10 protein-coding genes and 1 pseudogene are annotated in these 12,155 nt (G+C 55.3%); 5 read left to right on the top strand and 6 right to left on the bottom strand.

Translation table 11 applies throughout. From position 1 onward, the window contains the following. Window positions 1-39: 39 nt before the first annotated feature. Window positions 40-954 (top strand): ribonuclease Z, encoded by a 915-nt coding sequence (gene rnz, locus GSQ70_RS11820; protein ID WP_158782723.1) that lies wholly within the window; start codon window positions 40-42, stop codon window positions 952-954. Window positions 955-1,003: 49 nt separating this feature from the next. Here the strand turns inward: rnz and GSQ70_RS11815 are convergent, their stop codons facing one another. Both GSQ70_RS11815 and GSQ70_RS11810 read right to left on the bottom strand, forming a co-directional pair. After that, entirely contained in the window at window positions 1,004-1,846 is an 843-nt protein-coding gene (locus tag GSQ70_RS11815) for a 23S rRNA (adenine(2030)-N(6))-methyltransferase RlmJ (protein ID WP_158782722.1), read from the bottom strand. A gap of 91 nt (window positions 1,847-1,937) precedes the next feature. Further along, window positions 1,938-2,762 (bottom strand): CPBP family intramembrane glutamic endopeptidase, encoded by an 825-nt coding sequence (locus GSQ70_RS11810; RefSeq protein WP_158782721.1) that lies wholly within the window; start codon window positions 2,760-2,762, stop codon window positions 1,938-1,940. A 202-nt stretch (window positions 2,763-2,964) separates the two neighbouring features. Between GSQ70_RS11810 and prlC the strand changes: the two genes are divergently transcribed. Beyond that, window positions 2,965-5,010 carry an oligopeptidase A gene (gene prlC, locus GSQ70_RS11805; RefSeq protein WP_158782720.1) on the top strand — a complete coding sequence of 682 codons (2,046 nt, stop codon included), beginning with the start codon at window positions 2,965-2,967 and terminating at the stop codon, window positions 5,008-5,010. Further along, window positions 5,010-5,765, top strand: coding sequence for a 16S rRNA (guanine(1516)-N(2))-methyltransferase RsmJ (gene rsmJ / locus GSQ70_RS11800; RefSeq protein WP_158782719.1), 756 nt, complete (start codon window positions 5,010-5,012; stop codon window positions 5,763-5,765). The genes prlC and rsmJ overlap by 1 nt, the downstream gene beginning before the upstream one ends. Window positions 5,766-5,836: 71 nt before the next feature. Here rsmJ and uspA read toward each other — a convergent pair whose 3' ends face one another. After that, complete coding sequence (gene uspA, locus GSQ70_RS11795) at window positions 5,837-6,274, bottom strand: universal stress protein UspA (protein ID WP_158782718.1); 438 nt, start codon at window positions 6,272-6,274, stop codon at window positions 5,837-5,839. A 442-nt stretch (window positions 6,275-6,716) separates the two neighbouring features. Between uspA and uspB the strand changes: the two genes are divergently transcribed. Continuing rightward, entirely contained in the window at window positions 6,717-7,052 is a 336-nt protein-coding gene (gene uspB, locus GSQ70_RS11790) for a universal stress protein UspB (RefSeq protein ID WP_158782717.1), read from the top strand. A gap of 59 nt (window positions 7,053-7,111) precedes the next feature. Here uspB and pitA read toward each other — a convergent pair whose 3' ends face one another. Further along, window positions 7,112-8,614, bottom strand: coding sequence for an inorganic phosphate transporter PitA (gene pitA, locus GSQ70_RS11785; RefSeq protein ID WP_158782716.1), 1,503 nt, complete (start codon window positions 8,612-8,614; stop codon window positions 7,112-7,114). 244 nt (window positions 8,615-8,858) lie between these two features. On the opposite strand from pitA, the gene GSQ70_RS11780 reads away from it, so the two are divergent. Then, window positions 8,859-10,043 (top strand): NAD(P)/FAD-dependent oxidoreductase, encoded by a 1,185-nt coding sequence (locus GSQ70_RS11780; protein WP_158782715.1) that lies wholly within the window; start codon window positions 8,859-8,861, stop codon window positions 10,041-10,043. Between the two features lie 56 nt (window positions 10,044-10,099). Here GSQ70_RS11780 and GSQ70_RS11775 read toward each other — a convergent pair whose 3' ends face one another. Together GSQ70_RS11775 and GSQ70_RS11770 are read right to left on the bottom strand one after the other, a co-directional pair. Next, the gene (locus tag GSQ70_RS11775; protein WP_158782714.1) at window positions 10,100-10,531 is read right to left on the bottom strand and encodes a PTS sugar transporter subunit IIA; all 432 of its coding nucleotides are present in this window, start codon (window positions 10,529-10,531) and stop codon (window positions 10,100-10,102) included. After that, window positions 10,531-11,967: pseudogene (locus GSQ70_RS11770) on the bottom strand (sugar porter family MFS transporter). The gene GSQ70_RS11775 and the pseudogene GSQ70_RS11770 overlap by 1 nt, the downstream one beginning before the upstream one ends. Window positions 11,968-12,155: the final 188 nt, after the last annotated feature.

Genomic DNA, 12,155 nt, shown 5'->3' with positions numbered 1-12,155 from the left:
ATCGCTGTTTTCGCTTATCAACTGGCAGAGAGAGGCCGGATGGAACTGCTATTTTTAGGAACCGGCGGGGGAACACCCAGCCGCCTGCGTAATGTCACCAGTATCGCATTGAATTTGCAGGGAGCGCGCAGCTGTTGCTGGCTGTTTGACTGCGGTGAGGGCACCCAGCATCAGATGCTGCGTAGCCCGGTAAAGATCGCCAGGCTGGAGAAAATTTTTATCACCCACCTGCATGGCGATCACGTATTTGGCCTGCCAGGTTTGCTGACCAGCCGCTCGATGAACGGCATCAAAGATCCCATCACGCTGTATGGGCCAAAGGGGATTAAGACCTTTGTGGAAACCGCGCTCAGCCTGAGTGGTTCGTGGCTGACTTTCCCGCTGGAGATTGTCGAAATCACTGCCGGAGAAGTCTTTGACGATGAGCATTTTCGCGTGACGGCTTACCCGCTGACGCACCCTGTTGAATGTTACGGTTACCGGATAGAAGAACAGGATAAGCCGGGAACGCTGGATGCTGAAAGCCTGCTGGCCGACGGGATCAAGCCGGGCCATCTGTTCCAGCAGCTCAAACTGGGGAAAACGGTGACGATGGAAGATGGCCAGGTTGTCGATGGCCGTCACTACCTCGGCCCGTCGGTGCCGGGGCTGACGCTGGCTATATTTGGCGATACCAGCCCGACGCCTGCCGCGCTTGAACTGGCTGCCGGTGCGGATGTGATGGTGCATGAGGCCACGCTGGAAGTGGCGCTGGAAGAAAAGGCCAATGGCCGGGGACACTCTTCAACCGTGCAGGCAGCCACGGTGGCGAAACAGGCGGGGGCGAAAAAGCTGATAGTGACGCATCTCAGCTCGCGTTATCTGCGGGAAGATACGGAACGTTTAGTGGCGGAGTGCCGGGCAATCTTCCCGGAAACCGAGATGGCGCATGACTTTTCGGTATTTCGTTTCTGACCAGTGAGGGCAGCGTGGGACGAATTTCTTCGTCCCACGCTTTCAGTTCTTACTCAGGTACAATCCAGCTGACTTTGGTGTGGCCGGTTCCGGCGGGTACCAGATGTTTGTGCAACCACGGCAGCACGTTATTCATCTGCTGCTCCAGTCTCCACGGAGGGTTGATCACCACCATGCCGGAAGCGGTCATCCCTCGCTGATCGCTGTCCGGGCGCACCGCCAGTTCAATCTGCAGAATACGGCGGATGCCGGTCGCTTCCAGCTCGGAGAACATACGCTTGATTTGCTGACGCAGCACCACCGGATACCACAGCGCATAAACGCCGGTACCAAAGCGCTTGTAACCTTCCTGAATCCCTTTCACCACCGCCTGGTAATCGGTTTTGATTTCATAGGGTGGGTCGATAAGGATCAGGCCGCGGCGGGAAGGAGGCGGCAGTTTGGACTTCAGCTGCTGGTAACCATCGGCGCGTTCAGTGCGGGCACGTTCATCTTTCTGGAACTCATTACGCAGCAGCGGATAGTCGCTCGGATGCAGCTCGGTCAGGCTGAGTTTGTCATCAGCGCGCAGCAGGTGACGGGCGATCAGCGGTGAACCCGGGTAGTAGCGCAGCTTGCCGTTCGGGTTCAGCGCCTGAATGCAGGAAATATAGCTGGCCAGCTCTTCCGGCAAATCGTCCTGCTGCCAGATGCGGGCAATCCCCTCCAGATACTCACCCGTGCGTTCGGCGTGCTCGCCGCTCAGCTGATAGCGTCCGGCACCGGCATGGGTGTCGAGATACAGGAAAGGCTTCTCTTTCTCGTTAAGCGCATCGATGATCAGGCTCTGAACGGTGTGTTTGAGAACGTCGGCGTGGTTGCCGGCATGAAAACTGTGGCGATAACTCAGCATGTCGTGGGATCTTTCCGGTATTAAAGCGATTGTACCGCCTGAGCGGCACAGGTTGCGGACAGTATAACCGTCCGCAGGGGAAATTGCTCTGTTATCCTGGCTGGTGCTGCCAGACCGGATAGGTGAAAAACAGCAAATGAAGCATATTAAAGCCGAAATGTACCAGCGTGGAGACCCAGATCCGCCCGCTCCACAGCCACGCCAGGCCGTAGATCACACCGGTCAGGGCCGCGAAGAACACCAGCAGCGGCCCGCCAGCAGAATGCGCCAGACCGAATACCACCGCCGCAATTACCAGTCCCCATGTATTGCCCGCCAGCTGGCTCAGCCGCTGCTGAATGTAGCCGCGAAACAGCGCCTCTTCCGCCAGTGAAACGAAGAACAGGTTAGCCAGCATAAATGAACCCAGCCATTCGGGCTGATGCAGCTCAACGCGCAGTCCGCCAGCCAGCGTGGCAACCAGCAGCAGGATCGGCATCGCCAGCAGCAACACCAGCCACCACAGCTTGTTGGCCGGCGGCTCGGCCGGGCGTTTCAGCAACGTGGGCATGCAGCCCAGCAGCAGGAATGGGATCAGCGACTTATCGAAGTTGTACCAAAAAGTGAAAGGTGCGCTCTCCGGCCCGGCCCGCACGCTGGAAACGATCAGCTGATTATTGAAGCCCGGGATCAGATGCAGCATCAGCGCGGCCGCACTGGCCACCAGAAGGATTTCTCCCGGCAGGGCGAACGCGGACTGATCTTTCTGCCTGCCACAGTAAATGGCGACCACCGCCATCAGTGCCAGAGCAATAATCCCCAGCGGTTGCAGAGTGTGGTTAACAACTGCGAACACCACCGAAATCGCCAGCAGGCCCAGTGAGGCCCGCAGATGAAAAGGTAATAAGAATAACGATGCGGCTAAAAGATACCACATGGTAGGACGCTCCCTGTTTTATGACCAAAAGTACCAGCAAGCTGGCGGCAAAAGTATGCTACCAGCCCGCTTTACAGGCAAATAGATTAGTGCGGCAGGCGGCTGTCTCTGCCCCGCCTTGATTTTCACTACACTTAGCCTCATGTTAGCTTAATCGCGTGTTAAACCGCGCTTCAAACATACCATGAACAAGGACTGCGCTATGACCAATCCGCTACTCACATCTTTCACGCTTCCTCCTTTCTCCGCTATCAAACCAGAACACGTTGTGCCAGCTGTGACTCAGGCTCTGGATGATTGCCGTGCGGCGGTGGAAAAAGCCGTGGCCCAGGGCACGCCTTACACGTGGGAGAATCTGGTTCAGCCGCTGGCGGAAGTGGACGATCGTCTGGGGCGTCTGTTCTCCCCGGTCAGCCACCTGAATTCGGTGAAAAACAGCCCGGAGCTGCGTGAAGCCTATGAGCAGACGCTGCCGCTGCTGTCCGAGTACAGCACCTGGGTTGGTCAGCATGAAGGTCTGTATCAGGCTTATCGCAACCTGAAAGAGCACAGCTACGAAGGGCTGAGTGCCCCACAGAAGAAAGCGGTCGATAACTCGCTGCGTGACTTCGAACTGTCCGGTATTGGCCTGTCGAAAGAGAAGCAGAAGCGCTACGGTGAGATTGCCGCACGCTTGTCCGAACTGGGTTCGAAATACAGCAACAACGTGCTCGACGCCACCATGGGCTGGAGCAAGCTGATTACTGAAGAGAGTGAACTGTCCGGAATGCCGGAAAGTGCGCTGGGCGCGGCTAAAGCTCAGGCTGAAGCGAAAGAACAGCAGGGCTGGCTGCTGACGCTGGATATCCCAAGCTATCTGCCAGTGATGACCTACTGCGACAACCAGGCCCTGCGCGAAGAGTTGTATCGTGCCTATTCAACCCGCGCTTCCGATCAGGGACCGAATGCCGGTAAGTGGGACAACAGCGAAGTGATGGCTGAAGAGCTGGCGCTGCGTCATGAGCTGGCTCAACTGCTGGGCTTCGACTCTTACGCGGATAAATCACTGGCGACCAAAATGGCCGAGAATCCGGCCCAGGTCACTGACTTCCTGACCGACCTGGCGAAACGCGCTCGTCCCCAGGCTGAGAAAGAGCTGGAGCAGCTGCGTGCCTTCGCGAAGAAAGAGCACGGCATTGACGAGCTGAATCCGTGGGATCTGACTTATTACGGCGAAAAACAGAAGCAGCACCTGTATGCCATCAGCGACGAACAGCTGCGTCCTTACTTCCCGGAAGAGCGTGCGGTGAGCGGCCTGTTTGAAGTGGTGAAACGCATTTATGGTATCACCGCAAAAGAGCGTAAAGATGTGGATGTTTACCATCCTGACGTCCGCTTCTTTGACCTGTTCGACGAGAGCGGCGAATTGCGCGGCAGCTTCTATCTGGATCTGTACGCACGTGAGCACAAGCGTGGCGGAGCCTGGATGGATGACTGCGTGGGACAGATGCGTAAAGCCGATGGAACGCTGCAGAAGCCGGTTGCTTACCTGACCTGTAACTTCAACCGTCCGCTGGCGGGCAAACCTGCGCTATTCACTCACGACGAGGTGACTACGCTGTTCCATGAATTCGGTCACGGCCTGCATCATATGCTGACCCGCATCGAAACTCCGGGCGTGTCCGGCATCAGCGGTGTGCCATGGGATGCGGTCGAACTGCCGAGCCAGTTTATGGAAAACTGGTGCTGGGAGCCGGAAGCGCTGGCGTTTATCTCCGGCCATTATGAAACCGGTGAGCCGCTGCCGCAGGAGCTGCTGGATAAAATGCTGGCGGCAAAAAACTACCAGGCGGCGCTGTTTATCCTGCGTCAGCTGGAGTTCGGCCTGTTCGACTTCCGCCTGCACGCCGAGTTTGACCCGGCGAAAGGTGCGCAGATCCTTGAGATGCTTAAAGAGATTAAAAAGCTGGTGGCCGTGGTGCCAAGCCCGTCATGGGGCCGCTTCCCACACGCCTTCAGCCATATCTTTGCCGGTGGCTACGCGGCGGGTTACTACAGCTATCTGTGGGCTGACGTGCTGGCGGCTGATGCTTATTCTCGTTTCGAAGAAGAAGGGATCTTCAACCGTGAAACCGGCCAGTCTTTCCTGGATAACATCCTGACCCGTGGCGGTTCGGAAGAGCCAATGGAGCTGTTCAAACGCTTCCGCGGTCGTGAACCACAGCTGGACGCCATGCTGGATCATTACGGAATTCAGGAACAGGCGTAGTGAAGATTGCTTTAATTGATGAATCGGGCGCCGGAGACGGCGCCTTATCTGTTTTGGCCGCACGCTGGCAGCTGGAGCACGATGACGGGGCGATAATGGCGTTAGTGATGACGCCAACCCATCTGGAGCTGCGCAAGCGGGATGAGCCGAAGCTGGGCGGGATCTTTGTCGATTTTGTTGAGGGTACCATGGCTCACCGTCGTCGCTTCGGCGGCGGCAGGGGAGAAGCGGTGGCAAAAGCGGTGGGCATCAAGGGCAGCTATCTGCCGGCGGTGGTTGATGCTACGGCAGGGCTGGGACGGGATGCGTTTGTGCTCGCCTCACTGGGCTGCCGGGTGCAGATGCTGGAGCGTCATCCGGTGGTGGCGGCTCTGCTCGACGATGGCCTGCAGCGTGGTTATCAGAGTGCGGAAATTGGCGGCTGGCTGCGCGAGCGGCTGACGCTGATCCACGCTTCCAGCCTGGCGGCACTGAGTGAAATCAGCGAAAAGCCGGACGTGGTGTATCTCGATCCAATGTATCCCCACAAGCAGAAGAGCGCGCTGGTGAAGAAGGAAATGCGGGTATTCCAGACGCTGGTGGGCGCGGATGATGATGCGGACGGTTTGCTGGCACCGGCACGCAGACTGGCGAAGAAACGGGTGGTGGTGAAGCGTCCGGACTACGCACCGCCGCTGGCCGGTGTGGCAACGCAGTCTGCGGTGGTGACCAAAAGCCACCGTTTTGATATCTACCCGCCGCTGGTGGGCGAATGAATCCTGTTTCTTCGTTAAAGGCATGCCCTCTCTGCTGAAAGGGCGGAATCAATTCCGCCCTTATTACGCAGCTACTCGTCTTCCTCGTCGCGCAGCGGCACAATCAGCATATCGATATGCACGGTATTAATCAGCTGGCGGGCTGAAGACATCAGCTTGCTCCAGAAGTCCTGATGATGGCCACAAACCACCAGGTCCACGTCGTATTTTTTGATCGCATCAACCAACACCTGGCCCAGATCGCCGCTGCCGCTCAGGGTTTCGGAAACCGGGTAGCCTGCGCTGTTAGAGAGATCGGTCAGAGCCGTGTGGGTCTCTTCGGAAATGCGTTTTTGCATATCGCCCAGGTTTACGTCGATCAACCCGGTATAGAGGTCGGAATAGTTCACATCAACGTGGATCAGGGAAATTTTGGCATCGTAGGGACGGGCCATGGAAACCGCTTTGTCGACCAGCAGTTTACTCTCCGGCGAAAGGTCGACTGCGATCAGAATGTGTTTGTAAGACATAACGATACTCCTTCCATTCGTTGCGGCTGCGTATCCGCAAGACAAAATTGTCTTTGTGGCATCTTAACACATTGAAATCCGTTGTAATGTTTACGATGTGGGATTTCGCGACGCGCGCCCGGCATTTATTTTGCTGGCGCTTATCTTATCTCCCACAGTATAGCCCTGATTGTTAACAGATGAGTATGGCGTGCGCGGCCTTTGCGAGCGGGATCAAAATGAATTTTTCTCTCTTTCCTGCCGAAGCGAAAAACATCGCTGGAAAAATTTTAAGCAAATCTCCTACACTGATATTAACGGCTTGTTATGCGCTAATAACGGTCGCTCTGCGGTTACAACTACAATTCTGTTTGGTTCAATGAAGTGATTGGCTAGTCATCGTGGGGCTTGTCCGGCGTTCCCTGCTGAACACTCCCTTTTGATGGATTGCCGGGAGGGGATCATGATCAGCACCATCGCGCTGTTTTGGGCTCTGTGTGTAGTTTGTGTGGTGAATATGGCGCGCTACTTTTCCTCTTTGCGCGCGCTGTTAGTGGTGCTTCGCGGGTGCGACCCTTTGCTGTATCAGTACGTGGATGGCGCAGGATTCTTCACCTCTCATGGACAACCGGGCAAGCAGGTGCGGCTGGTTCGCTATATCTGGTCACAGCGCTATCGCGATCATCATGACGATGAATTTATTCGCCGCTGCGAGCGGGTTCGCGGTCAGTTTATCCTGACCAGCGCACTGTGCGGACTGGTGATTATCAGCCTGGTGGGCCTGTTTCTCTGGCACTGATCGATGAAAAAAAGGGTGGGAACCCGTCCCACCCTTTTCTGTTTTCGCCGCTGAGAACGTTAAACGAACTTCAGGGCAATCCAGTAAAGCGCACCGGACAGGACAATCGACACCGGCAGGGTGAAGACCCACGCCAGCAGGATATTTTTGATCGTCTTACCCTGAACGCCACCGCCATCGACCAGCATCGTTCCGGCGACGGAGGATGACAGGACATGAGTGGTGGAGACCGGCATACCGGTATAGCTGGCCACGCCGATAGAGACGGCTGCGGTCATCTGTGCCGACATTCCCTGAGCGTAGGTCATGCCTTTCTTACCGATTTTCTCACCGATAGTGGTGGCGACACGACGCCAGCCAACCATGGTACCCAGCGACAGCGCCAGAGCCACCGCGACGATAATCCATACCGGCGCGTACTCAACGGTATTCAACAGATCGCTTTTCAGCTTGTTGAGGTAGCGCTGATCTTCACTGGAGGTTTCCGGCAGTTTGGCCGCTTTGTCGGCGGTATCGGAGATGCACATCATCAGACGACGCAGCTGGCTGCGCTGTTCAACGCTCAGTGCATCGTAGCTTTGCAGGTTGTTATTCAGCAGGCTCTGGGCATGCTGAATAGCAGGCAGCGCCCGGGCTGCATCGCAATGGAACTCATGTGGGCCACCGGCACTCTCTTCCGGGGTGGGAACCACCGGCGGAGCCATCTGGATGATGTGAGTCAGCGAATCAGCATGCTGCTGATAATACTGCTCCAGATGGTTGACGGCATCGCGGGTGCGGGCGATGTCGTAGCCGGAGGCATTCATGTTCACCACGAAGCCAGCCGGTGCCACGCCAATCAACACCAGCATGATCAGGCCAATACCTTTCTGACCATCGTTCGCACCGTGTGAGTAGCTCACGCCGATAGCGGAAACAATCAGCGCGATCCGGGTCCAGAATGGCGGCTTCTTCTTGCCATCAATCTTTTCACGTTCCGCAGGCGTCATATGAATACGGCGACGCTTCTTATTGCCGCTCCAGTAGCGGCGCAGGATAAATACCAGCCCGCCAGCCAGCACCAGGCCGACAATGGGTGAGATCACCAGCGACATAAAGATGCCGATCATTTTCGGGATATTCAGCGCGTCGACGACCGAGGTTCCGGTGATCAGCGCGTTGGTCAGGCCAATGCCGATGATGGCCCCGATGAGGGTATGAGAGCTGGAGGCCGGCAGACCGAAGTACCAGGTGCCAAGATTCCAGATAATCGCCGCCAGCAGCATGGAAAAGACCATGGCCAGCCCGTGAGCCGATCCGACATTGAGCAACAGATCGGTGGGTAGCAAATGAACGATAGCGTAAGCAACGCTCAGCCCGCCCAGCAGTACACCAAAGAAGTTAAATACCCCGGCCATCACCACCGCCAGTTGCGATCGCATTGCTCGGGTATAAATCACTGTCGCCACCGCGTTTGCCGTGTCGTGGAAGCCGTTGATGGCTTCGTAGAACAAAACAAAGAGCAGGGCGAGGACGAGTAACAGGCCGGTATGGTAATCAAGACCAGCAAACAGATGTAGCATAAGCGTTACGCCATTTTTTGGAGGACATGAACGCGGCGCATTATCCGCGAGAACCTGTCTCAGGGGAAAGTGAAATATAGACTTTTTTTGACATTAATGTGTCAGTAAATCGAATTTACCCCCTTAAAATGCTTATAAATCATCGTGCTGTAAAATGTTTCTGCTGTGACACTTTTGTGACTCTGGTATCCCCGCGCCCTGAACATTACAATCACCGTTTTTGAGCAGTGGCGCGGAGCGAGTTGTGGATAAATTTGACGTTATCATTATTGGCGCCGGTGCGGCTGGCCTGTTCTGTGCCGCCCAGGCGGGGCAGCGGAGCAAGCGCGTGCTGTTGCTTGATAACGGCAAAAAAGCCGGGCGAAAAATTCTGATGTCTGGCGGTGGCCGCTGCAACTTCACTAACCTTTACACCGAACCGGCGGCCTATCTTTCTCACAATCCCCATTTCTGTAAATCCGCTCTGGCACGCTATACCCAGTGGGATTTTATCGATCTGGTTAACCGTCACGGCATTGCCTGGCATGAGAAGACGCTGGGCCAGCTGTTCTGTGACGACTCGGCGCAGCAGATTGTCGATTTGCTGCTGAAAGAGTGCGAGACCGGGAACGTCGCGCTGCGTCTGCGCAGTGAAGTACTGAGTGTGGCGCGTGATGATACAGGGTATACGCTGGAACTGAACGGCAGTACGGTGCAGTCGGAAAAGCTGGTTATTGCATCAGGCGGCCTCTCAATGCCGGGTCTGGGTGCCTCGCCGTTTGGCTATAAGATCGCGGAACAGTTTGGCCTGAAGGTGTTCCCGACCCGCGCCGGACTGGTGCCTTTCACGCTGCATAAGCCGTTGCTGGAGCAGCTGCAGACGCTTTCCGGCGTGGCGGTACCTTCAGTCATGACGGCGGAAGATGGCACGGTATTTAAAGAAGCGCTGCTGTTTACCCATCGCGGCCTGTCCGGCCCGGCAGTGTTACAACTATCCAGCTACTGGCAGCCCGGCGAGTTTGTCACCATCAATCTGTCGCCAGAGCGTGAACTGGATGCCTTTATTAATGAAGAGCGTGAAGCGCACCCGAACCAGAGCCTGAAAAACACCCTGGCAAAAGTGCTGCCACGTCGCCTGGTTGAATGCCTGCAACTACTGGGCAACGTTCCGGAATGCACGTTGAAACAGCTTAACAGCCGCCAGCAAAGTGAGCTGGTGGAGTCGCTGCACAACTGGCGCGTACAGCCGAACGGTACCGAAGGATACCGCACGGCGGAAGTGACGCTCGGCGGCGTGGACACCAGCCTCCTGTCCTCGAAAACGATGGAAGCGCGGGATGTGCCGGGCCTCTATTTTATCGGCGAAGTGGCAGATGTGACGGGCTGGCTGGGTGGCTATAACTTCCAGTGGGCGTGGAGCTCGGCCTGGGCTTGCGCTCAGGCTTTGTGACGATTTTCGACCATCAGCCCCATAGTTAAATCCGGATACTATGGGGCTTGTCCCTGCTATTTGCGATTCAAAATCCGCAGAAAGTCCGTCTTGCTGGTAATCAGTGAGAGCGCGTTGGAAATGACCTCATCGCTAAAAATAGATGCGATATCTTTCAGCACATCAATATGTTCTTTCTCTTTGGCAATCACGCCGATGGCAATAAACATGACGTTGTTTCTGTCCCAGATCACTCCATCGGGAAACTGAAAAATCTCCACGCCAGTTCTGAGGATGATCTGCTTTTCCGATTTGGGGAGATGCGGCAGGGTAATGCCGTTGCCGAGGAAGGTGGAGACCTGGCGCTCTCTTTCATTCAGAAAGCTGACGCAATCCTGGCTGACATACCCTTTGAACAGGCACTCTTTCCCCACCATGGCTAAAACCTCGGCCTTATTTTTTGCATGGCAGCCGAGATGCAGATTCTCAACGGTGATCGTATCGAGCATTACCTTTCTCCTTTTATTGCTTCCAACACAGCATGTTCTTCACTGCCTGCCGACAACTCTGCTTCCAACTGTTCCAGCGATTTATTCGAGGTTTCCGGCAGGGCTTTAATCACGAAGAGGATCGCAAGGTAGTTGATGGCGGCAAATATCAGGAATACCGGACCCAGCCCCAGTTTCGCCTGCATCACTGGGAAGAGGTAGCTGACAACCGCGTTCATAATCCACATAAAGAACACCGAAATACCCATCGACAGGCCACGGATTTATAGCGGGAAGAGTTCAGCCAGCACGACCCAGGTCAGGAAACCAATCGTGCCCTGCATCACGCCGACAAACAGTGCGCCCAGCAGCCAGATCACCGTCGCCTTGATATCGCCGGTCATCGTGTAGTCTGCTACGGCAATCAGCAGGTGTAGCGTTGCCATAATGGCAAAGCCATTAACGATCAGCGTTTTCCTTTTAAAACGATCGACCAGATACAGTACGCCAAACAGCATGCCACCCACCGAGAACACCCCATTGAGCACGTTACAGATCAACGAGGTTCTTTCAGAGAACCCGGCACTTTTCAGGATTTCCGTACCGTAATACATGATCACGTTAACCCCGGAAGTCTGCTGAATCGCGGCCCAGGCAATCCCGACCAGCAGCAATTTCAGGATCCACGGCGTATTGAAAATAATGTGGAAGGCACCTTTAGCGTGCAGCTTGTTCTCCTTTTCAATGTCCATCAGCATGATGATGTCTTCATACTCTTTAATGGCACGCTGTTCAGGACGGATCTGTTTTAAAATCACCAGCGCTTCTTCGCGGCGATTCTTACTGATCAACCAGCGCGGGCTTTCTGGCGATCGCCACATCCCGACCAGCAGAAAAATTGACGGGATAGCCTGCACGAGCAGCATATAGCGCCAGACTTCCGGGAGATGCCCCCAAAGGGAGCCAATCGCCGCATTCACCGCGAAGGCGGCCAACTGACCAATAACAATGGCCACTTCATTCAGCCCGGTCAGTTTGCCGCGCATTTCTGTGGGGGCGACTTCAGAAATGAAGGTGGGTGCAGTGACCGATGCCCCTCCCACAGCATAACCCAGCAGGAATCGGGCAATCAGCAGGCTGGCGATGTTGGGGGCGAGTGCGGAACAGAGCGCGCCGAAGAAGAAAACAAAGGAGAGGTAGAGTAAATATTTTCTCCGGCCGAAGAAGTCAGCCAGTTTTCCGCCACAGACGCTGCCAATGGCGGCACCGATCAGCAGCACGCCCATCACCAGACCTTCGGAAGTCGGTGTCAGGGCCATATCTGCTTTCAGAGAAGAGAAAGCGCCATTGATGACCCCGGTGTCATAACCAAACAGCAAACCACCAAACGTAGCGACTAAGGCAATCTGGTGTAATCGTTTTCTTTGTTGTGGGTTCAGATTCATCAGCAAAGACATAATTTACCCTTTTATTGGATTATCCGTTACAGGCAGGTTAGTACATAACCCAATGAGGTACTCATCGGGTGATATGGCATCAGAAGATAGCACTGCAATTGAAATGAAAATTCTACATAAATCACATTGTGATTGTTTAGTTCCGTTTAATTGTAATCCTGGAACAGGGGTTTTCATTCAATCCCGAT

The organism is Pantoea sp. BAV 3049, from assembly GCF_009765445.1.
In the GTDB taxonomy this organism is placed as follows: Bacteria; Pseudomonadota; Gammaproteobacteria; order Enterobacterales; family Enterobacteriaceae; genus Erwinia.
The sequence above is the reverse complement of the archived record's forward strand: the minus strand, read 5'-3'. Positions and strand labels throughout refer to the sequence as shown.